Source organism: Shewanella sp. DAU305 (assembly GCF_026802235.1).
GTDB lineage: Bacteria > Pseudomonadota > Gammaproteobacteria > Enterobacterales > Shewanellaceae > Shewanella > Shewanella baltica.
In genome coordinates, this window is the sequence record NZ_CP113808.1 from 3,537,164 (window position 1) to 3,558,866 (window position 21,703).

19 protein-coding genes, 1 other RNA gene and 1 pseudogene are annotated in these 21,703 nt (G+C 46.6%); 10 read left to right on the forward strand and 11 right to left on the reverse strand.

What is annotated here, in order from left to right; genetic code table 11:
- Positions 1-56: 56 nt before the first annotated feature.
- From OX890_RS14960 to OX890_RS14970, 3 genes and pseudogenes are all read right to left on the reverse strand, one after another.
- Positions 57-268 (reverse strand): annotated as a pseudogene (locus tag OX890_RS14960) (IS982 family transposase); the annotation flags it as partial.
- Positions 269-529: 261 nt separating this feature from the next.
- Complete coding sequence (locus tag OX890_RS14965) at positions 530-1,741, reverse strand: porin (RefSeq protein WP_268649467.1); 1,212 nt, start codon at positions 1,739-1,741, stop codon at positions 530-532.
- A 224-nt stretch (positions 1,742-1,965) separates the two neighbouring features.
- Positions 1,966-4,395 (reverse strand): DNA polymerase II, encoded by a 2,430-nt coding sequence (locus OX890_RS14970; protein ID WP_268649468.1) that lies wholly within the window; start codon positions 4,393-4,395, stop codon positions 1,966-1,968.
- A 120-nt stretch (positions 4,396-4,515) separates the two neighbouring features.
- Between OX890_RS14970 and dinG the strand changes: the two genes are divergently transcribed.
- Genes dinG through OX890_RS15000 form a run of 6 tightly spaced genes read left to right on the forward strand, consistent with a single transcriptional unit; the run spans position 4,516 to position 9,992 of the window.
- Entirely contained in the window at positions 4,516-6,588 is a 2,073-nt protein-coding gene (gene dinG / locus OX890_RS14975) for an ATP-dependent DNA helicase DinG (protein ID WP_268649469.1), read from the forward strand.
- A 9-nt stretch (positions 6,589-6,597) separates the two neighbouring features.
- Positions 6,598-7,371 (forward strand): sulfite exporter TauE/SafE family protein, encoded by a 774-nt coding sequence (locus OX890_RS14980; RefSeq protein WP_012196866.1) that lies wholly within the window; start codon positions 6,598-6,600, stop codon positions 7,369-7,371.
- A complete protein-coding gene (locus tag OX890_RS14985) occupies positions 7,368-8,030 on the forward strand; it encodes a primosomal replication protein (protein ID WP_126492265.1) in 663 nt (220 codons plus the stop codon). The genes OX890_RS14980 and OX890_RS14985 overlap by 4 nt, the downstream gene beginning before the upstream one ends.
- Positions 8,031-8,040: 10 nt before the next feature.
- Complete coding sequence (locus OX890_RS14990; RefSeq protein WP_006085379.1) at positions 8,041-8,730, forward strand: DUF2057 domain-containing protein; 690 nt, start codon at positions 8,041-8,043, stop codon at positions 8,728-8,730.
- Positions 8,731-8,759: 29 nt separating this feature from the next.
- Positions 8,760-9,668 carry a histone deacetylase family protein gene (locus OX890_RS14995; protein WP_268649470.1) on the forward strand — a complete coding sequence of 303 codons (909 nt, stop codon included), beginning with the start codon at positions 8,760-8,762 and terminating at the stop codon, positions 9,666-9,668.
- Positions 9,669-9,701: 33 nt separating this feature from the next.
- On the forward strand, positions 9,702-9,992 hold the full coding sequence (locus tag OX890_RS15000) for a late competence development ComFB family protein (RefSeq protein WP_006081144.1): 291 nt from the start codon (positions 9,702-9,704) through the stop codon (positions 9,990-9,992).
- Positions 9,993-10,211: 219 nt separating this feature from the next.
- On the opposite strand, the gene ffs is transcribed toward OX890_RS15000, so the two are convergent.
- The 8 genes from ffs to pspA form a co-directional block, all read right to left on the reverse strand.
- Positions 10,212-10,308, reverse strand: an RNA gene (gene ffs / locus OX890_RS15005) — signal recognition particle sRNA small type.
- A 293-nt stretch (positions 10,309-10,601) separates the two neighbouring features.
- Positions 10,602-10,970: a ComEA family DNA-binding protein gene (locus OX890_RS15010; protein WP_006085377.1), complete on the reverse strand. Its 369-nt coding sequence runs from the start codon at positions 10,968-10,970 to the stop codon at positions 10,602-10,604.
- Positions 10,971-11,197: 227 nt separating this feature from the next.
- Positions 11,198-12,391, reverse strand: a complete 1,194-nt coding sequence (gene megL, locus OX890_RS15015; RefSeq protein ID WP_268649471.1) for a methionine gamma-lyase — start codon at positions 12,389-12,391, stop codon at positions 11,198-11,200.
- 333 nt (positions 12,392-12,724) lie between these two features.
- A complete protein-coding gene (locus tag OX890_RS15020; protein ID WP_268649472.1) occupies positions 12,725-13,945 on the reverse strand; it encodes a TIGR01620 family protein in 1,221 nt (406 codons plus the stop codon).
- The gene (locus OX890_RS15025; RefSeq protein WP_268649474.1) at positions 13,942-15,402 is read right to left on the reverse strand and encodes a YcjX family protein; all 1,461 of its coding nucleotides are present in this window, start codon (positions 15,400-15,402) and stop codon (positions 13,942-13,944) included. Before OX890_RS15025 ends, OX890_RS15020 begins: the two co-directional genes overlap by 4 nt.
- 113 nt (positions 15,403-15,515) lie before the next feature.
- On the reverse strand, positions 15,516-15,902 hold the full coding sequence (gene pspC, locus OX890_RS15030) for an envelope stress response membrane protein PspC (protein WP_006081139.1): 387 nt from the start codon (positions 15,900-15,902) through the stop codon (positions 15,516-15,518).
- Positions 15,889-16,128, reverse strand: a complete 240-nt coding sequence (gene pspB / locus OX890_RS15035; protein ID WP_006081138.1) for an envelope stress response membrane protein PspB — start codon at positions 16,126-16,128, stop codon at positions 15,889-15,891. The genes pspC and pspB overlap by 14 nt, the downstream gene beginning before the upstream one ends.
- A gap of 17 nt (positions 16,129-16,145) precedes the next feature.
- On the reverse strand, positions 16,146-16,829 hold the full coding sequence (gene pspA / locus OX890_RS15040) for a phage shock protein PspA (RefSeq protein WP_006081137.1): 684 nt from the start codon (positions 16,827-16,829) through the stop codon (positions 16,146-16,148).
- 177 nt (positions 16,830-17,006) lie between these two features.
- Between pspA and pspF the strand changes: the two genes are divergently transcribed.
- From pspF to OX890_RS15060, 4 genes are all read left to right on the forward strand, one after another.
- Positions 17,007-18,098 carry a phage shock protein operon transcriptional activator gene (pspF, locus tag OX890_RS15045; protein WP_268649475.1) on the forward strand — a complete coding sequence of 364 codons (1,092 nt, stop codon included), beginning with the start codon at positions 17,007-17,009 and terminating at the stop codon, positions 18,096-18,098.
- A gap of 69 nt (positions 18,099-18,167) precedes the next feature.
- On the forward strand, positions 18,168-19,793 hold the full coding sequence (gene sapA / locus OX890_RS15050; protein WP_268649476.1) for an ABC transporter substrate-binding protein SapA: 1,626 nt from the start codon (positions 18,168-18,170) through the stop codon (positions 19,791-19,793).
- Positions 19,793-20,824 (forward strand): ABC transporter permease, encoded by a 1,032-nt coding sequence (locus OX890_RS15055; protein ID WP_006085371.1) that lies wholly within the window; start codon positions 19,793-19,795, stop codon positions 20,822-20,824. Before sapA ends, OX890_RS15055 begins: the two co-directional genes overlap by 1 nt.
- Entirely contained in the window at positions 20,811-21,701 is an 891-nt protein-coding gene (locus OX890_RS15060; protein ID WP_006081133.1) for an ABC transporter permease subunit, read from the forward strand. Before OX890_RS15055 ends, OX890_RS15060 begins: the two co-directional genes overlap by 14 nt.
- The last annotated feature ends 2 nt before the right edge of the window (positions 21,702-21,703 follow it).

The window sequence follows — 21,703 nt, forward strand, 5'->3', positions numbered from 1 at the left end:
GTCATTATTTATACAAAGGTAGTTTTAGGATATGGTGATATCACAAACTAGCAAATACCTGAGGGTTCACTTTTCAGACTGGCAAAGTAGCTGCTAAGCAGCACTAAAGCAGTGGGCGTCACCTCAAGACAGCGGGTATATCTGAGAAAATTGGGAAAAGCAGATTTGTAGAAATGAGCGAGATAGACGATGTAGAAGTTCTTGAAATCACGGTTGTGAGACATTTGAAAAAATGTATGATGATGGTCATAACTTTGCTCATCGACATCGCAAAACACTTCCACTAATTTATGCATAGGCTCTCCGGTGTGATGGGGTTTCTCTTGGTCGAAAGATTCAATCACTTGGAGGGCAATTAGTTCAACATTTCCTACCTCGAGTTCAGGTTAATTATTAATGCTTATTGATAGCAAAATTACCTCATATTTATAATATTACGGCAGACTCTTTTCAATAAAAAAGCCAGTCATTGCTGACTGGCTTTTGGGGTAATATCTGAAAAGCTTCTTACTTTAAAGAACCTTGAAACTTAGAGCGTGTAACGGATACCGATTGCTACGCCATCAGATTCAGAAAGTGCCATTCTGGCTTCTTGGTCTTTATCTGCGCTGGTGAAATCGCTGTAATCTTTACGTGCTTCTATGTACAGGACTGTGTTTGGATCCCATACAAAGTGCAATCCGACCACGACAAACTGACGTCTAAATTCATCGTTTGGATCGGCATTGAAGTTAGGCTGGATGACATAGTCTTTACCCGCATCAAGCACGTTGTAAGAAATGAATGGGCGTAGGCCATTGTCAAACTTGTAAGAAACTAAACTTTCAATACCATAGGCATCTTTGATCAAACGACCAATATTGTCAGTGTCATGGTTTTCTTGTCTGTTAAAGTTCGCTGCGGCATATAAACCATCGTTATCGAAGTTACCCCAAGTGATACCAGCACCATAGATAACATCGATGGCAGTTCTTTGCTCACCATTACCAAAACTCACATCAAACTCACCACGGTTAACACCCGCAGTTAACGTCAACATATCAGTAGCTTTATAGGTCAGTGCGCCACCATAAGTATAGTTGTACTCAACTTGTTGAGCCGCTTTATCACCGCTTTCCCAGTTCGCTTGACACTGAGCTTGTGAAATATCATCTGTAGTATCACAGGTGTAGAAGCTGCTGTTTTTTAACTGCGCTTGAACTGCGAAGCTAACGTCACCAAAGGCATTGCGATATTGAACTGTTTTATCACCACGACCCACGCCGTTTACCGCGCCGTCATCTTTGTTATAAGTGTAAACACCTGCAGTGTTGCCGTCCCACACAAAACCGTAGTTAGTGTTGTAAACGACATCGTACCAAGCGCCCCACTGCTTACCAATAGTCAGTGTTCCATAAGTGGCATGGGACAGACCAGCGTAACCTAAACGGTTATAGAAGAACTCTTCTTGAACAGATTCGAAGCGATTGTTATAGACAATATCGCTATTACCAACTGGGTTTACACCCCACTCTAATTTAGCAAAGGCTTTCCAACCGTCAGTCAACTCACGATTAAAACCAAAATTAATGCGAGATGCGCCGTTAACAACCTCTGTTTCCCCTTGAGTGTTGATCACGCGTGCATCAATAAAACCACCGATTTCTACGGCATTTTTATTATCTTTATAGATCTCGATAGCCGAGACTGATGGTACTAAAAACATTGCTGCAAGCGCAGTTGCTACTAACGTCTTGTTCATTTGGTGCTTAACCTTTTTTTGTTTATGTTCTACCAACGTCATTCCGTTGTTATATTTCCTTACAATTTCCACTTAAAGGGTAGCAAATTTTCAATATTCCCTCAAAGCGAAACCTAAAGAATATGTCGATTAACATCACAAAAACAAACCAGTTAACCTCTACAAAACAGGTTAAAACGCTACATTCGCCACCTATCGCAACACATAAGGAACATTAAAAAACACTATATTAACAGCAACTGCTTTGACGCAATATCCATGTAGTTTAGTTTCATTATCGAAAATACCGGCTCTGCAATAGGGCTAATTTGCTTATCAATGTAGTATTGGTAATCAATTGGTGACGTTCTGTACAGTAAGGGTTCCGGTCCATTTACAGTAATCAGGTAGTCAATTTGCGCCCCACGCTTGCCAAAAGAGACATCACCTGTTATTCCGCATAGTTGCTGGGCGACTTTAACATGTGGTGAAGATTTAGCTGTGTAATCTTCAATATTGCGCCGCATGCGTTTACGAAATACCAAATCATTATCCAACTGACCATCAAGCAGTTTTTCAAACACGCTGGCTAAATAAACACTGATATCCCTTTGGTTAAACATTCGCTCATAGAGTGACTCTTGGACTTTGCGCGCTAAGGGGCTCCAATCACTACGCACTTGTTCCATCCCTTTAAAGGTGAGCTCAAGTTCATCGCTCGCATTGCGCCACGCGCCAACATAACGTTTTTTACTGCCTTCTAATGAACCTCTTAAGGTTGGCATAAAGAACTGCTCGTAATGCCGCTCAAACTGTAACTCGAGAAAACTCTCAACTTGGTGATCAGCACAGATTTTAGCCTGCCACTTAGCATTGATATCCTGCGCCAGAGTGTTACCTAAGGCGTTAATGTCTGAGAGATCAGGCTCGCTGCCAAGCCACACAAAGGTCGAATCCGTATCGCCATAAATCACTTGATAGCCCATCTCTTCTATCCATGCGCGGGTTTGTTTCATGATTTGATGGCCGCGCATCGTGATCGAACTTGCCAACTTAGCATCATGGAACACGCAGCCTTGAGAGCCTAAAACCCCATACAGCGAGTTCATGATAATTTTTATCGCCTGGGATAACGGCGCATTGTGCTCACGCTTGGCCTTTTCGCGCTGCTCAGATAAGGTTTGAATTAGCTTAGGTAAAATAGGCTGTTGCCGACTGAAACGGCCGCCAAGAAAACCCGCAACACATTCAGACTCGGGCAACTGCAAGCCTTCAATCAATCCCTTAGGATCGATCAAAAAGGTGCGAATAATGGAGGGATACAGACTTTTAAAATCGAACACTAAGATGTGTTTATAAAGACCCGGCACAGAATCCATCACGTAACCACCAGGACTTTCAATGCCCTGACTCACAGGCTCTGCAGGAGCGACATAACCCGCGCGATGTAGATGCGGTAAATACAAATGATTAAACGCCGCCACTGAGGCCCCTACCCGTCCCAGTTCTAAACCTGTCAGTTCAGCACGCGCGAGGGCAAAATCCCACAATTGAGTGTGAGTAAAAATATCCCATACTAGGCGGCTATCGGTAAGATTATAATGCGCTAAGGCTTGTTTATCGGTCTTAAACAGCTGGTCAATTTCTTCAACGCGATTATCGACGTTATGAATGGCCTTGCCTTCACCTAATAGTTGCCGCGACACAAATTCCAACGAGAAACGCTCAAAGTGATAAAAAGCGGCTTTAAGCCAATCGATACCATCGAGTACCACACGGCCCGGTAAGACTAAGGTTTCTGGGCGAAACTTATTGTCAACTTTCCAATCAAGCTTGGCGCCGCCGCGGCCAATGGTGAGCGGAATACGGTGTAATAATGCACGGCGTGACAACAGCGCGAGATCGAAACTCACCACTGACCAACCGATAATAAAGTCAGGATCAAACTCATGGAACCACGCGATTAATAGATGGATCAGCGCCGCTTCATCGGCCACCCATTCGATATAATCGGGGGAGTTTGATTCAGCTTCGCCCACCATAATCACTTTTTCATAAGTCTGCTTGAGGCTGCCTTGCCCCTCGTCTCGGCCACTGTCTTGACTATATAGCGCCACCGAATAGAGTAAGCCCTCAAAGCTGCATTCAAAATCCAGTGAGATACAGCGTAAATTCACCGCCGTTAAAGGGGCAATACTCTTAGCCCGCTCGGCGATAAACACCGGCAGCGAGTTAGCCTCAAGACTGTCGCTAGTCGGCGCAGAGAAATGCCCTAAAAATGCCACATCCAGCGCCACAAACCGCTCGATTAAATAACGCTGTTCGGGCCGAATATCCGCTTCAAATAAGGGAATGTCGGCATCTTTTGCGATGCGCTGTAAGGTACGTAAGCTATTGCTCGATTTAGCATAAACTCCACTGACGGCGCCGCCTTTAAAGCTTTTGAGCGCTAACGGCACAAACCGCAATGCTTGACCCGGCGTTTGTAACTGTAGAGCCGCCACATCCGTTTGATGACAAAAACAAATGTGTTCGGTGCCTTGCACTTCCACCAGCACAGGGCCTTGGGCGGTCGCCAGATAATACTGCAACACTAAACTCCCATGACGATGAATCGCATGGCGTGTTAAGACTCGACCTTGTACACTAACGGCCGTTGTTGCCTTAGGCTTCATCGCATGGGTTCCCTAATCGTATAGCTACTCAATTTAAATGCCGCCAAATGGCAGAAAAGTTTCTTAGGCTATGCAATCACTGTTATTATGTACAGCATTAATTCGATAAAGTAGTGACGCATGTTACCTGACAATGTAAAAACCCAGATCCGCGCCATCTATAAGGATATCGCTACCGCCTTGCCTCATTTTAGGCCGCGCCGCGAACAAAACTATATGGTGGCGGAAATCTCTAAGACCCTCGCCGGCGACTATGACAAAGATAGACGCATCATAGTGGTCGAAGCAGGGACTGGTATCGGTAAATCATTGTCTTATATTCTCGGTACCATTCCACTGGCATTAGCGAGCAAGAAAAAAGTCTGTATCGCCACCGCGACCGTCGCCCTGCAAGAACAATTACTGCATAAAGACTTGCCCTTCTTCCTTGAGCAATCCGGCTTAAATTTCCGCTTTGGCCTAGTCAAAGGTCGACAACGTTATGTGTGTCTATCGAAACTGGCGATGCTCATCGGTGACGACAACAGTACACAAATGGCCATGTGGCAAACTAAGCCTGACAATAGCCAAGTGGCTATGATGCATAGCCTGTTAAAAGACTATAACGAAGGTCGCTGGAACGGTGAAATCGATACCTTAGCCGTGCCGCTGCCCGATCATCTGTGGCAACAAATCGCCTGCGACAAACACAGCTGTCATCGCCAGGTCGCCAGCCACAGAAATTGCCCGTTCCATAAAGCCCGTGAAGATGTCGATACCTGGGACGTGCTCATTGCCAACCACAGCTTGTTATTTGCCGATTTAGAATTAGGTGGCGGCGTGATTTTGCCCGATCCCGAAGACGTGTTTTATGTTATCGACGAGGCACATCACTTACCCATTGTGGCGCGGGACTTCTCCAGTGCGCAGGCCACGCTGAGGGGCGCCTGTGACTGGCTCGAAAAAATTGGCAAAACCTGCGCTAAGTTACAAAACCAAATAAAGAGCAACAACATCATTGCTCCCGCGCAGGCGATGCAAGATCACTTAGGCGATCTTATCGCCCAGCTCAATCAAGTGGCCCACTACTGCGATACCCAGACTAAGCACTTTGCTAATCCTGAAAACCGTCTGCGTTTTGAGCACGGCAAACTGCCTGACTCATTACTTATTCTGGCCGAAAACCTTGCTGTGACCTCTAATCTTGCCCTCAAGCAGTTTAATAAAATGCTGTCGCTGTTGGCAGAGGCGATTAAAGATGGCGACATTCCTAAACATCAATCCGAAGCACTATTAGCCGAAACCGGATTTATGCTGCAAAGGCTCGAGAATCTACAAAAATTGTGGAAGATGATGGCCAAGGAAGATAAACATAAAGGTGCCCCTATGGCGCGCTGGGTCGAGCTCATCACAGGTAAGCAAGTGGATTATCTGTTTAGCGCCTCGCCCATTGAAGTCGGCTTTATGCTGGAATCCATGCTGTGGCAAAAAGCCGCGGGCGTAGTTTTATGTAGCGCTACGCTGCGCGCACTCAATAACTTCGACCATTTCGTGCATCAAGTTGGGTTGTCACTCAATGATGGCAGCCGTTATTTAGCCTTACAATCGCCCTTCGATTATCCCAATAACGCGACACTTTATTTACCCAAAATGCGCACTGAGCCGACGGATGATGCCTATACGGCAGAACTTGCCGAGCAAATCGTCACTCTGATTGAAGGAGAAATGGCCACCTTAGTGTTATTCGCCTCCTACTGGCAGATGGAAAAAGTGGTTGAATTACTTGAAGGTAAACTCACCACAGAACTGCTTATTCAAGGCAATGCGCCTCGGCAACAGTTGTTAGAGAATCATAAAGCTAAGTGCGATAAAGGCGAACCGAGCATACTATTCGGAACCGGCAGTTTCTCCGAAGGCCTCGACTTACCCGGCGATTATCTGACGAACTTGATCGTCACTAAACTGCCCTTTGCGGTGCCAACCTCGCCCGTTGAGCAAGCCCATGCGGAATATGTCAAAGTCAAAGGCGGCAATCCATTCTTGCAACTGACTATCCCAGATGCTTCACGTAAGCTTATTCAAAGTTGTGGTAGATTACTGCGTAAAGAGCAAGATTATGGCCGAGTCACCATTTTAGATAGGCGGTTAGTTACTAAACGCTATGGCAAGTCCTTGCTGGACGCCTTACCGCCCTTTAGACGTGTCATAGAGTAGGATTAAAATTTGGAATTGTTACTCGAGCCCAGTCATTGGGCCCTGTTGGCAGTTATAGGTCTTATCGCTGGGTTCATCGATGCTGTTGTTGGCGGCGGTGGCCTATTGTCGATCCCCGCACTGTTAACCTTAGGCATTGCACCGCACACCGTATTAGGTACCAATAAGTTAGCCGCTAGTTTTGGCTCTTCAATGGCGGCTTGGACCTATTATCGTCAGCACCTTTTTAAACCCTCGTTTTGGTACATGGCCTTTATTGCCACCTTTATTGGCGCCGTATTGGGCAGTTTCTTAGTCTATTTAGTCGATACCCAATGGCTCGAAAAAGTCCTGCCACTGCTGATCATTGGCATCGCCATTTACAGTTTAATCAGCCCCAATGCGATATCAGATGTTAACTGCCAAGCCCCAACCAGCAAACCACCCGCCAAGCAACAATGGCTACAGGGACTCGCTTTAGGCACTTATGATGGCTTTGCCGGCCCTGGCATTGGCGCGTTTTGGACTGTCACATCCGGCTCTTTGTATAAACTGCCTTTACTGCACAGTTGCGGCCTCGCCCGTGCAATGACCTTCACCAGCAACTTGACCGCATTGACTATCTTTGGCTGGCTTGGGCAGGTAGAGTGGCAAATAGGTTTGTGGATGGGATTATGCATGATGTTAGGCTCATTTATCGGCGCCCGCTGCGCGATTAAATTTGGCATGCCCTTTATTCGTCCACTGTTTATTTTGATCGTGCTAATGATTGCAGCAAATTTGGCATGGAGCGCATGGTTGTGAACACCCAACAATTACTGGTGATGCTGAAAAATCAGCTCAAAGCCCTAGAGCAAGAAGTACTGCAGCACGATAATCGACTCGCGCCGCCTCAGCGTAAACTCCTGCAAGAAACGGAGCGCTTTAATCATTCGCTGTTTGTCCAACACGGCGCTCAACTCGGCCCTTGTATTGAACAAATTCGGAGCAGCATTATACAGCTCGAAAAACAAATTAAGCTCAAACTCGCCCCCCAAACGATTGCCCTCAGCTGTGAGCGGATCCAAGACAGATTCACCGCCGTCAAACGGGCCTTGCTGACGACCTCTATCGACATTAAGTCCAAAACTCAGCAACGTGCTAGTAGCCGCGCCCGTTTTGCTCAGCGTCAGCATCAGTCTCACCAAGCCAGTGGTTTCGATTGGATCGCCAATAACGTGATGCAAAATAGTCATGAGATCTATGAAGAATTGAACAAACATCTGAATTGGGCGAAAAAATTTGAACAAAAAATTGAAGAAATGGAATCAAAACTTGAAAACTGTCATAGTGCTGACAAAATAAAATTGCAAAATGACATCCTTTTGATGCATCGTCGTCTAGGAAAATGCAGGCAAGCTATTAGTTATATAGAAGATCGCATTCAAATATTCGAACGTCCGTATCAGAGTAATAATCGTTAAGGAGTAACAATTGAAATCACTTTTGCCAATCAGCAGCCTGCTAGTATTACTCGGTTCTGCTTCAGCCTTCGCCGCAGATCTCAACATTCCGATGTCATTTGAGTACCTTGCACTCGATGGTAAAAAAGTCGAGTCTAGCGTGTTCAATCATAAAAGCAGCTTAGAATTGACACCTGGCACTCATAAAATCGCCATTCGTTACCATGAGATGGTAGAAGACGATTTTAGCGATAGCCAAACCTTTGTTAAATCAGCCCCTTTCATCGTGACCTTAGACGTTGATGGCGACTATCAATATTACCTCCAAGCCGCCGAAGGCAAAGTCGTTAAAAAACCCAAAGTTTACGCGCAAAACCCACAAATCAAATTGACCCGTGGCGACAAAGGCGACGTCAATTTCCAAGTGGTGAATACCAATTTAGAAGAAGAAAGCTTTGTCTCTCGTCTTTTTAGTGGTAATCAAGCCGTTGACGTATCGGGAACTGCCGCGGCAGCAACTGGTGCAGCAGGCGCAGTGGTTGCCGTTGCACCAGCACCCGTGGCAACATCGGCTACCGTTAGCGCAACCTCACTCACAGCTCCCGTAGACACTTCTAAAGCAACAGCTGCTAATCCACAACAAATGTTGCAATACTGGTGGTTACAAGCGGATGAGAAAACACGTAAAGAATTTATGAGCTGGGCAATTTCACAGCTATAACGACTTGCGATAACGAGGTTTAGTCAATATTGACTCTGATCCCACTGGTTTATCACGCCAGCTATTCCAAGCTGGCGCTTCCTCCTCATCACAGATTTCCCACGACCAAGTACGCGAATTTACGGCAGTACTTACTCGAGAATCTGCTTGCCACACCAGCCCAGTTCCACACGCCAACGGCGATGACAGCGCAGGATGTAATGCAAGTGCATCAACGCGAGTACGTAGAGCAGTTTATCGCGGGCACTTTGCCAACAGCGGCGCTCAGGCGGATTGGTTTTCCGTGGAGTGAAGCCTTAGTCGAGCGCACCTTGCATTCTGTGGCTGGCACCACACTCACGGCTTCGTTGGCCATAAATCAGGGTATTGGCCTGCACCTAACGGGCGGCTACCATCACGCCCATTACGATTTTGGCAGTGGCTATTGTATCTTCAACGACCTTATCCTCGCGGCCAGAAATGCCATCGCGAGCCAGCAAGTACACAAGGTACTGATTTTTGATTGCGATGTGCATCAAGGTGATGGTAGTGCAACACTCAGCCAGCGACATCAAGGGATAATCAGTTGCTCGATTCACTGCAAAGAGAACTTCCCGAGTCGTAAGCAGCATTCCCACCATGATATTGAGCTAACCAAAGGCAGCGATGACAATCTGTATCTCGAAACCGTGGAGCAAACACTCGCCCTGCTCATCCGCATCCATCAGCCAGATCTCATTCTTTATGATGCTGGGGTCGATATCCATCAAAATGATGATCTCGGCTTGCTCAATATCAGTCAAGAAGGGCTGTTCAGACGGGATTTAACTGTGTTATCAATGGCAAAATCGGAAAATATTCCAATTGCTGCCGTGATAGGCGGCGGCTACAGCAGAGACGCACTACAATTAAGCCAAAGACACAGCCAACTTTTTATTGCGGCAAACCATTTGTGGTAGCAAACTCAATAAAAACCGTCATGGAGCATAACGATGCAACTCGAAATCCGTAATTACTACGAAGTTCTTTTAATGGAAATATTGTCAGATGAAGGACTTATGGACGAGCTTCCTGAAGACTATCTCGCCGACTTATGTTGTGTGACCTTAAATCAACTGCCAGTGCGCTACATACGCCACCTCGTCGATACCTACTTCTTTGAAGACTATAACGAGCTGCAAGCATTAAAGCGTGAGATCCAAACCGCACTCGAAAAGTCCCGCGCTTTTCTAAAACAAAATCTGCAAAAAAGATTACAGGAAGAAGCCGAAGCCAATCGTTAATCTCGCTAAGGTCTGACTTTTTAGGATATTTTAGCCGTTACAGTGGCAGGAAAGAGGCAAACAATGGATTATCCCATTGCGTATAAAGTATTCACGCTATAAATGATTAACGGCAGAAAACAGAAATAGTCAGTTAGCCAGTATATTGAATAAAATAAATTGAGTAGATAGAGAGAAGTAAAACGAGAATAAAACAGAGATATTGCAGAATTGGAGGTTCCCCTAGAGCCGACACCCCGGCACACGAGTCGCTTGCTGCGGTTGCTCCCTTCCGGGCCTGGCCGAGTTCACAAGTTATCATTGCGGGGGACCCTAGGGTCACCATAACTTCGAGCATTGCTTTGAAAGATATAAACCAAAGTGCTTGCTTGAACGCCGAGGATTATCCCCCATGCCTCCTATGGGATCAAGCGCTAATCGACAAGATCTCTTAATATCCCGCCTAACTGCACAATCTATAAGCAAGTGCAGTGATTGAAATGATAAAAGCCTGCAAATGCAGACTTTTATAGACATTTCCCTGAGTTTCACTGTGTCAAACTTGGTATAAAGAAAATCCAACAAGAGTAAACTCAATACATAATGACGCTCAATCATCGCCTGAAATAATTACAACTTAATCAAATGACGATTCTGCTCAATCAACTTAGCCCCAACACCCGAGACATTGGCTAAATCATCAATTGCATTGAACTTACCATTTTTGGTGCGATAATCGACAATTGCTTGCGCCTTAGCGGCACCAATCCCTTTTAGCACTTGTAACTGCTCGGCGGAAGCCGTATTGATGTTGACTTGAGCAGCATCTGGCATAGCTTTCTTCGCATCCGATGCCATATCGCTCGCCTCAGTTTTAGCCTGAGTCTGCATTTTAGCGGCGGCTTTAGTCGGGGTGTCTGCGGCGATTGCTGGCGTTGTTAAAAAAGCCGTTAATGCCATGGCGCTCATAATCGCAGGTATACATTTGGTGATGTTCATAACTCTTCCTCTATTCCATGAATTGCGGCCTCTCTTCCTACTTCCGTGGCCTCAAATCAAAAATAGTCCATGCTGTTATGAAATACCAAATCGGCGCCACAAATATTCACCCTAGCTAAACTTCACCTCTTAACCCGATGAACCTAGACCTAACCATAGAAAAAGGGATGCTAAATCGCATCCCTTTTATCATTCAAATAGTTGGTGGTTTAAATTAGTGACACTCGTTATGCCAAACGCGCGAGTGCTTGATTCAGGTCGGCGATAATGTCGTCACAATCTTCTAAGCCAATTGAAATTCGCAGCAGATTATCACCAATGCCAGCCGCCGCTCTCGCCTCTGGCGTATAGGGAGAGTGCGTCATCGACGCTGGATGTTGAATGAGGGATTCTGCATCACCTAGGCTCACCGCAATAGAGAACAAGCTTAAATGCCCCACAAAGGCCATAGCCTCCTCTAAATTTGCCGCCAGTTCAAACGCGATCACCCCGCCTGCACGTTTCATCTGCTGACCAATGAATTTATGCCCTGGGTGAGAGGCAAGTCCGGGATAATACACGCGGTTAATACTGGGATGTTCGGCTAAAAATTCGGCCACGCGCTGTGCACTATCGCAATGGCGCTGTAAACGTACATCTAAGGTTTTAAGGCCGCGCAAGATCAGCCAAGCATCGTGTGGCGATATCACAGCGCCAATATCTTTTAAGATTTCATACTTCACTTTATGGAGCTGCTCTTCACTGCCACACACTATCCCCGCAATCACATCACCATGGCCATTCAGATATTTAGTCGCACTGTGGATCACCAAATCAATACCAAAATCCAGCGGCCTCTGCAGTAATGGGGTCATAAAAGTATTATCGACAATACTGACCAACTGATGACGTTTGGCAATAGTCGCAATTGCCGCTAAATCAAACACCTGTAAATGGGGATTCACTGGGGTTTCACAGAAAATGACCTTAGTATTGGATTGAATCGCCGCTTCTATTTCTGTTACCGATGAAAAGTCCACTAGGGACACTTCAATACCAAAGCGAGCGAACTGAGTCGTCATTAGCGCATAAGTACAGCCGTATACGGCATTGGATGCCACTAAGTGATCGCCCATCTGCAAGTTAGCCAGTAATGCGGCGGATACTGCGCCCATACCAGATGCGGTTGCAGCGGCAGCCTCTGCACCTTCTAAAATCGCCATTTTACGTTCAAGCTCGGCGGTTGTCGGATTCCCTAAGCGCGTGTAAATATAACCCGGCTCATTACCCGCAAATCGCTCACCGCCTTGCTGTGCAGACTCAAACACAAAAGTTGCACTTTGATATAGCGGCGTCACTAAGGCGCCAAAGGCCTCACGCTCATGGCCGCCATGAATAACCTGTGTTGCCGCTTTCCACATCTTGCCTGACTCATCTTGCATACCTAGCTCCTTGTCATTGGCATTGAACTGATCCCTTCTTGATTGATTGTTCGTTTGGGATGCTCAATACCTGCGTTATGGACTATTCAATGGATAACATTAGCCCTATCGAATAAGCCCTACCATAACGCGGCCAAGCACTTAAGCCAGTAGCATGGCGAAAATAGCAGCGCACAAAAGTGTAATTAACTTGTTACATAGCACTTTTCAGCCGCACTTGGTCATACTCGGTACCTGCAAAAAATCATAAAAAAATGCGCTAAGGAACAAGTCCATTAGCGCATCTACTTTCGGCCGATTTAAATCGGTTAATTGTTTGATATTAAATAATATCTACTCTTTAGTCTTCTCTTTACCTGCCCGAGGTACTTTGTCATCAACATCGGCGAACTGGCCTTTTAATGCGTCGCGGCCTTCCTTGGTAAACAGCTTGCCTGAAAACTGCTTCAGTTCGATCAACAATTCCTGATGCACTTTAGACAATTTAGGCCTTTGCTCTTCCCTAAACACAATCGGCCGACACAGCGCCATGGCTTGATATCCAAGGCGCGCAGTTAGCATGCCGCCCCCTAAACCTTGCGCCAAACGAGCAGACAATTTACCTGTCATTTCAACCGATAACAGCTGTGTTCCTAAATCAGTAACTAACTCACTGGTGCCCGCATAAATAATATTGATGATGATACTGCGGATAAGTTTAATCCGGCTCCAATAACCCAGTTCAATGCCATAACAGCGGGCGACATCACGCAGCATACGTTGATTACGCCAAAGGATGATTGCCATATCGAGCACAGCTAACGGACTGGCCGCCAGTAACACTGCCGACTCAGCCGCATAACGTCGCACGACTTTTTTGGCCAGTTCATCCCGCTCCGTCAGCACTAAGTCCTCAAATAACAAGACTTTCTCGGCATCATTATGTTCATCTTTTAATGAACTGCGAAGTTGCTGCAAACCTTGGCTGTCGCCATAGTGGCACACTATGTTATCGATAAAACTATCTGCCTCACCCATTTGCATGCTCTGCGCAAGCCTAGCGCCTGTTTCTTGGGTATCGGCAACCTGTTTGAGTCGCTTCAGTTTGCGGTACTCACTAAACGCCCCCGCCAATGCCCACGCACTGACGACCCCAAGCACCACACCATAAAAACTGAACAACCAAGGGCTCTCAAGCCAAGCATCCCTCAATCCTAATCCCGTTTGAACCACTACGAGCAGCAATAAACTCGTTACCGCCAGACGAGCGAGCCAAGACCAACGGCGTGATTTTACAAGTTGAGGCGATACCGATTTAGCATCGATCATTTTAGGATGGGATGACAGCGTTTCATCCATCAATTCCTCAATATCGGCAGCCACTTCTTGCACTGGTGTATGCGGATCAAAAGCTTTCGCCCCTTTGAGCTCCTCTTTGCTGGGTTTGAGCTCAACAACTTGTGAGTCAAACAGCTGCTGCTTTTTCAGCGGCTTATTTTCAACTGAGTGTGCAAATGAGTTCGCAGAAGAATTAGAAGCCTGCTCATTAGCGTTATCCGATAGCTTTAGCGTCATTCCAACTTATCTCCCAGTAAGTACTGCAGCATATGATCGAGACGAATATGGTCAAAGTGCACTTGAGATGGGTCAACATTGACATTGCTCGGCGGTGCAAAACCGACAAAGTTAAACCCTTGGTCACGCCAAAAATCAGGCTCAGGTAAGCGAGTGGGCACTTCGCCTGGAAACAAGGTCAGGGCTTTACCATTGAGTCCCGTCCCCTGCACGACTTCGACCTCACCCTCCTGGGTCGTTACCATGCCATGGCGAGTCGCCTTGATGGCGCTAATCGCCATCGTCTCCACTTTACAACCATCGAAACTGGCAAAATGCTGGCTGTGTTTCAACATATCTGTCAGCAGGGACAAAACATGGCTCTGCTGATCACGAGTCACATGGTCAACCTTGCTCGCGGCAAACAATAAACGGTCGATACGGGGAGAAAATAAACGCCGTAAATAACTCGATTGGCCAAACTGAAAGCTTTCCATAATGGCATTGAGCGCCGCGCCCATATCCTCAAATTGCTTTTTACCACGATTCAACGCACTAAAGCAGTCAACTAACACGAGTTGCCGATCAAAACCGGCAAAGTGGTTTTTATAGAAAGGCTTAACCACTTTAGCGACGTATTCTTGATAGCGTTTTTCCAGGACGTGGAATCCACTGTGTTTATCGCTTTGCGAAAGCGCTGCGAACTTTTCATCATTAACTAATAACAGGGGGAAAAAAGCTAATAAGGGAGCGCCCTGCCATTCACCCGGTAATAACATGCGTCCAGGCTGCGCTTGGTAATAACCTTGCACGTGCACTAAATCATTGAGTAATAACTGATATTGATCGGCAATCCGCTTTAATTGCTGCTCATCGGCGCTAGCGGCTAAATCTAATGACATCAAAGATTGTTCAAACTCAGCATACAAGGGTGAGCTTTTAAGATTCTCAATACGAACTTGTTGAGCACGGCACCAAGTAACGAAGTCTTGGCGCAGCATAGGTAAATCGAGTAGCCATTCGCCAGGATAATCGACTATGTCCAAATACAGTGTGGCGGTATCAGAAAACTTGGCCAGTAAGCCCTTTTGCGGTCGGTATTTAATCGCCAGTCGTAATTCAGAAATAGTGCGAGTGGAGGCTGGCCATGTCGCAGGATCGGAAGTGAGCGCTAACATGGCGGCTTGATAATCAAAACTGGCGATTTCCAGATCCGGCTGCATGGCACGCTTAACCCCGAGCAAACGCTGATCGCGGCTCACCTGCCACAATGGCAAAGCGCTGTTGTTGCGGGCGTGGGGTAAGGTTGAGACTGGTCCAGAATTAAGTAACTGATTGACTAAACCTGTGATAAACGCGGTTTTTCCCGCACCAGAAAGCCCAGTCACGGCCAAACGTAGATGCCGGTCCGCGGTGCGATGTAACAGGGATTGGCCCTTTTGGGTTAATTTATGGAGCGAGGCATCAAGCATTCCCATAGAGACTTCCCTTATGTCGAATGATGTTAACTTATGTCAAGTGATGTTGACTATACACTGGAGTGAAACAGAGATTAAGCAACAAGGGCGGACATGGCCGCCCTTTAGAAGGGTTACAAACTATTGATTTGTCTTTTTAAATCAAAGTTGTCAGAGGTGACGTGACGTTCTAAATTTTGTAGCCTGACTTCCAGACTTCGAAATTGACGACTCACGTCGCTCAGCGCTTGCTTTGCGGGTTCTCCCGACTGCCACGGCTTCTTCTTCACCTCGATATCGTCTCTATCGTAATGCTTTTGCGGCTTGATGTCTAAAATCACCCACAAAGCGACATAGATGATAAACACTACACCTGAGCCGCCGAGTAAGAAGATAGACACCGCCAGTACTCGCACTAACCAAGTTTCAATCGCAAAGTACTCGGCAATCCCTGCACATACACCCGCTATTTTGCCTGACTGGGGAATGCGGTACAAAGTACGGCCATTAGATCCTCTCATGTTTCCCCCTCCATTCGGGCGATTCTGTATCCAGAATGGCCTCTAAGGTCTCGATACGCGCCGCCATTTTATCGGCCTTGGATATCAAGTCATTGAGTTGTGAAAACTCTTCCTCAGTGAGTCCCTGGCTCACTTGTCGCTTACTGCGATAATGAAGAACTAACCATATTGGCGCGACTATCACCATGAAAATAATAATCGGCGCCATTAGCACGTCCATATCCATAACTCACCTCTGAATTGTTATTCTTTTGACTTAGTTGGCGCTTTACCTTTCACCTTGGCTTTTAGCGCTGCCAGTTCTGCATTCACAGAATCTTCCGCTTCTAGCGCCGCAAACTCATCGGCTAAGGTTTTTTTGCTGCCAAGATCGTAAGATTCAACTTGGGCTTCTAAGCCTTCGACGCGGCGCTCATATTGCTCAAACTTGAGCATAGCGTTGTCGATCTTGCTTGAATCTAACTGCTTTTTCACTTCTAAGCGTGATGACGCTGTTTGAGTGCGCAAAATAATGGTCTTTTGACGCGCTTTTGCATCGAGCAGCTTTTCTTGCAACATACCCACTTCATCTTTCAAACGTGCGATATGTTCATCGATAACAGCTAACTCTTGATTCAGCGTGTCAGCTAAACCGGTCGCTTTTTGTTTTTCAACTAAAGCGGCTTTCGCTAAGTCTTCACGGTCTTTGGACAGTGCCAGTTCAGCCTTATCTTGCCAATCTTGCACTTGCTCTAACACGCGGTTGATACGACGTTGCAGCTCTTTCTTCTCAGCTAACACTTTAGCTGAGGTAGAACGCACTTCAACGAGTGTGTCTTCCATTTCTTGGATAATCAGTCGAACCATTTTTTCTGGGTCTTCGGCTTTATCCAGCAATGCGCTGATATTAGAGTTAATGATATCGGCGAAACGAGAGAAAATTCCCATAATCCTATCCTCAAATTGATGTTGGTCTCGTACAAGGTAATACACTAACCGTGCCAACTTTTATTTCTTATTTAAATACAGCAACTTATACAAAATCTTAACTTTTACTTCCTTTTACGCTTCAAGCCACTTATTATCATTTTCACCAAATTTTAGCGCGAAAGACTAAAAAATATCGTGGATAATAAATTTCAGCAAGACAACCTTATCGGTCAATCCAACGCCCTACTCGAAGTGTTAGAACATGTGTCGCAAATAGCGCCGCTGTCTAAACCCGTACTGATTATTGGTGAACGTGGCACAGGTAAAGAGCTTATTGCCGAACGCTTACATTATCTGTCTAAGCGCTGGGATCAAAGTTTTATTAAGCTAAACTGTTCATCTTTGAGTGAAAATTTACTCGAGAGCGAATTATTTGGCCATGAGTCAGGTGCCTTTACTGGCGCCAAAGGCAAACACGAAGGTCGCTTTGAGCGCGCCGACGGCGGCACTTTATTCCTCGACGAATTAGCCAATACCTCAGGACTTATCCAAGAAAAGCTTCTGCGCGTCATTGAATACGGCGAATTTGAACGAGTCGGCGGCAGTAAAACCGTGCAAAGTGATGTTCGTTTAATCTGCGCCGCCAACGAAGATCTGCCCTCACTTGCTGACGCAGGCGAATTTCGTGCCGACTTGCTCGATAGACTCGCCTTCGATGTGATCACTCTGCCACCGCTGCGTTGCCGCCCAGAAGACATAATGACGCTGGCGGAATACTTCGCCGTTGGCATGGCGCGTCAGTTAAAGCTGCAGCTGTTCAGCGGTTTTAGTGCCCATGCGGTCGAGCAACTAATGACCCACGACTGGCCGGGCAATATCCGAGAACTTAAAAACGTGGTAGAGCGCAGCGTTTACCGTAATGGTGGTGAAAATCGGCCCATCGACCATATCACTCTTGATCCCTTTGCTTCACCCTATCGACCTAAAACTCGGATCAAGACCCGCGAACGTCAAATCACCTCAGTCGCGCAAACAACCGTTGCCAGTACGCCGCAATATGCGCCGATACTTGAGGCTGAAGTACCAGTCAATACTGAGTGTTCAGTGAATAGCTTTAATTTTCCGCTGGATTTTAAAGAGCAAACTGAGAAGTACGAAATGGATCTGATCCAACAGGCGCTCTCAAGCAGCCAATACAACCAAAAGAAAACCGCCGACATGCTCGGATTAAGCTACCACCAACTGCGTGGCATCCTTAAAAAATACAATTTACTTGATAAAGCATAAGCAGATTGCCCACGGGGGAGATGCACTGCTAAAATAGCCGTTCATAGTCGATAAAATAATGATTTATAAATGAGTGTGCTAATTAGACGCCTGTGCCTAACAACTGCAGTTTCTTGCATGAGTTGGTTGTTGGTCGCGTGTGGCCCCCAACGACTCCCTTCCGGTTTGGTGTATTGCTCCGAAGGGAACCCTGAGTCTTTTAATCCACAATTGGTGACGTCTGGCACGACAATCGATGCCACCTCGCACCAAATTTATAGTCGCTTAGTGGATTATGATACCCAGTCAGGCAAGCTTGTCCCTGCCTTGGCGACAAGTTGGGCTATGTCCGATGATGGCTTAAGCTATCGCTTCACCCTCAGGGAAAACGTGCAGTTCCAGCATTCGAAGAGGTTTACCCCAACACGGCCCTTCAATGCCGACGATGTGTTGTTCTCCTTTAAGCGTATTATCGATACCCAGCATCCTTATCATTTTGTCTCCCGCACGGGTTATCCCTTCTTCCAAAGTATTGGCTTTTCTGAACAAGTTAAAGGGATAGAAAAGATAAACGATCATGAAGTGGTCTTTTATTTAACCCGCAAAGACGCTTCTTTTTTATCAAATCTGGCCACCGACTTTGCGGTGATCTTATCCGATGAATATGCGCAGCAGCAGTTAGCCTTGGGTCATCCTGAAAACGTCGACCACTTTGCCATTGGCACAGGGCCGTTCACTTTAGTTCAGTACGCGAAAAACGAATATATTCGCTATCGCCGTCATCCTGACTTTTGGGGCGAACCAGCAAAAATTGATATGCTGGTATTTGATATCACGCCAAAAAGTACCGTCAGACTCGCAAAACTTATCGCGGGGGATTGCAGTGTATCTGCGCTGCCCAAAGCGGGTGAACTGCCCGTTATCAAGCAACATGAAGAATTGAATATTGAGTCACAACCTGGACTCAACGTAGCATTTTGGGCCTTTAATACGCAAAAGCCGCCACTGAATGATGTCCGAGTACGCCGCGCACTGGCCTATGCGGTAGATAAACAAAATATCCTGCGGGCGGTTTATCAAAATACCGCCATTGAAGCCACAGGCGTTCTGCCGCCAGCATCTTGGGCCTACGACAATAACAAAGGGCTTGTGGATTACAATCCGCAAAAAGCGCGCGACCTATTAAAAGAAGCTGGCATTAAAAATCTCAGTATCGATATTTGGGCTATGCCAGTTGCCCGCGCCTATAACCCCAATGCGTTAAAAACGGCTGAATTAATTCAATCGGATCTGGCCAACATAGGCGTCAAAGTGAACATCGTCAGTTACGACTGGAGCGTGTTTAGTCAGCGGCTCAGCCGCGACGACTATGATTCAGTGTTAATTGGCTGGAATGCTGATAACAGTGATCCCGATAACTTCTTTACTCCACTGCTGAGCTGCGCCGCAATGCAGTCTAACAACAATCGTTCGCGCTGGTGTAACCCTGAGTTTGATGCCATCTTAGATAGAGCAAGGGAAGTGTCAGATCAGGGCGAACGTAAAGTCATTTATCAGCAAGCAGAAGCCTTTTTAGCCGAACAAGTGCCTATGCTGAGTCTGGCCCATGCCAAGCGTGTGGCGTTAACTCGCCATGATGTCAAAGACATGCAACTCACGCCTTTTGGTGGCATTTCCTTCGCCCACACTAGCCAAGCACAAGAGGAGGCGAATTAATGTTTAAATACCTACTGCGCCGCCTCAATTTGTTTCTTGCCACCTCGTTAGTCATGGTGGGTGTCTTATTTTACGCCACCGGCTTATTTCCGGTGGATCGCACCCACGCACTCACTGGCATACATACACCGACGGCGAGTCAACTGGTTCAAATCGAGCAGGACTACAAATTAGATAAAAACCAAGCGTGGCAATTTATCGCTTATCTACAACAAAGGCTTAGCGGTAATTTAGGCATTTCAGTCACCTCTCATCAAGAAGTGGCAGAAGAACTCAGCGCTGTCCTACCCGCCTCCTTCGAACTTGCTGTGATGGCGGCCATTATCGCGATTTGCTTTGGTGTGCCCTTAGGTGTGCTTGCTTCCCAGAGCCAACATAAGCTCACCCAAAATACCATTATGGCGATCACGCTAACGGGCTACTCTGTGCCCGTGTTCTGGTTAGGTCTTTATCTTTCGCTCTGGTTTGGTGTCGATCTCGGTTGGTTACCGATTTCGGGACAAATCAATTTGTTATATGAAATCAAACCTGTTACTGGCTTTATGTTGGTAGATACCCTGTTGTCTGAGTCTGAATACGGCATGTCGGCATTTAAAGATGCGCTGCTGCACATCATTTTGCCTGCCACGACACTGGCCGTGTTACCTTTTACTGTGGTGGTTCGCAGCACGCGATCGGCGATGATGAATGTAATGAATCAAACCTTTATCCGCGCCGCCGAAGCCAGAGGCATGCATACTGGGACTATTATACTACGTCACGCCCTACCTAACGCCTTGATCCCCGTGCTGAAACATTTAGGGTTGATGCTTGGCTCATTTGCCAGTTATGCCATAGTGGTCGAAATGATTTTCTCTTGGCCTGGCGTGGGTTCTTGGCTGGTGTCAGGGATTTACCAACGGGACTACACTGTCATCCAAGGTGGTATTTTGGCCGTAGCCCTATTGATTATCTTCCTAAGTATCTTGATTGAAGTGCTGCATACAGTCTTTAATCCACTGAGCAGAAAAGACCTTTATGCCACCAGTTAAAATTTATCAAGAAGATCAGATTGCCTCCCCGACTATGCGGGTTTGGCTTAACTTTTCGGCTAATCCTTTCGCCTTGGCAGGTCTGTGGACGATTGCTTTCCTGCTCTTGCTAACGCTATTTGGTCCTATGATTGCGCCCTTCCCACCAGAGGCACAAGATCCCAGAGCCTTGCTATTGCCGCCCTCTTGGGATCCCTCAGGCACTGTGGCACACTTTTTAGGCACAGACGATTTAGGCCGCGATATCTTCAGCCGATTATTACACGGCGCGCACTTGACCTTTGGTATGGCGCTGCTGATCGTCGTCACCGCATTATTCACAGGCTTTATTATAGGATCACTGTCGGGCATGATGCGGGGCTTAAAATCCAGTATCCTCGGGCACTTACTCGATGCGCTGTTATCCATTCCCTCATTATTGATGGCCATTTTAGTGGTGGCGGTAATGGGGCCAGGACTTGAAAATGTGTTCTGGGCCGTCGGGATAGCGTTAACCCCGCAATTTGTGCGCTCGATACACCAATCAGTGCATGAAGAGTTGCAAAAAGAATACGTCACAGCGGCGCGTTTAGATGGCGCGAACTCAATGCAAATTTTTTGGTATGTCATCATGCCAAACGTGTGGGAAGTGGTGATCATTCAAACCACACTTGCCATTTCGGCCGCCATTTTAGATATCGCCGCCCTCGGTTTTTTAAGCTTAGGCGCGCAGGCACCAAGCCCTGAATGGGGCGCTATGGTCGCCCAAGGTATGGATAATTTATTAACGGCGCCTTGGGCTGTAACTATCCCGGGCTTAGCGATTCTTTTCAGTGTGCTTTCCATTAACTTGGTTGGCGATGGCCTACGGTCGGCGCTTGCGCCCATCAGAAACTAACT

Coding starts and splice junctions, on each gene's coding strand:
- pspB (WP_006081138.1), bottom strand. CDS start 16,128: ATGGATATGGACGTGCTAATGGCGCCGATTATTATTTTCATGGTGATA.
- OX890_RS14970 (WP_268649468.1), bottom strand. CDS start 4,395: ATGAAGCCTAAGGCAACAACGGCCGTTAGTGTACAAGGTCGAGTCTTA.
- OX890_RS15010 (WP_006085377.1), bottom strand. CDS start 10,970: ATGAACATCACCAAATGTATACCTGCGATTATGAGCGCCATGGCATTA.
- megL (WP_268649471.1), bottom strand. CDS start 12,391: ATGCAAGATGAGTCAGGCAAGATGTGGAAAGCGGCAACACAGGTTATT.
- OX890_RS15025 (WP_268649474.1), bottom strand. CDS start 15,402: ATGGGAATGCTTGATGCCTCGCTCCATAAATTAACCCAAAAGGGCCAA.
- OX890_RS14965 (WP_268649467.1), bottom strand. CDS start 1,741: ATGAACAAGACGTTAGTAGCAACTGCGCTTGCAGCAATGTTTTTAGTA.
- sapA (WP_268649476.1), top strand. CDS start 18,168: ATGAGTGTGCTAATTAGACGCCTGTGCCTAACAACTGCAGTTTCTTGC.
- OX890_RS15055 (WP_006085371.1), top strand. CDS start 19,793: ATGTTTAAATACCTACTGCGCCGCCTCAATTTGTTTCTTGCCACCTCG.
- OX890_RS15000 (WP_006081144.1), top strand. CDS start 9,702: ATGCAACTCGAAATCCGTAATTACTACGAAGTTCTTTTAATGGAAATA.
- pspA (WP_006081137.1), bottom strand. CDS start 16,829: ATGGGAATTTTCTCTCGTTTCGCCGATATCATTAACTCTAATATCAGC.
- OX890_RS15020 (WP_268649472.1), bottom strand. CDS start 13,945: ATGACGCTAAAGCTATCGGATAACGCTAATGAGCAGGCTTCTAATTCT.
- pspC (WP_006081139.1), bottom strand. CDS start 15,902: ATGAGAGGATCTAATGGCCGTACTTTGTACCGCATTCCCCAGTCAGGC.
- dinG (WP_268649469.1), top strand. CDS start 4,516: ATGTTACCTGACAATGTAAAAACCCAGATCCGCGCCATCTATAAGGAT.
- OX890_RS15060 (WP_006081133.1), top strand. CDS start 20,811: ATGCCACCAGTTAAAATTTATCAAGAAGATCAGATTGCCTCCCCGACT.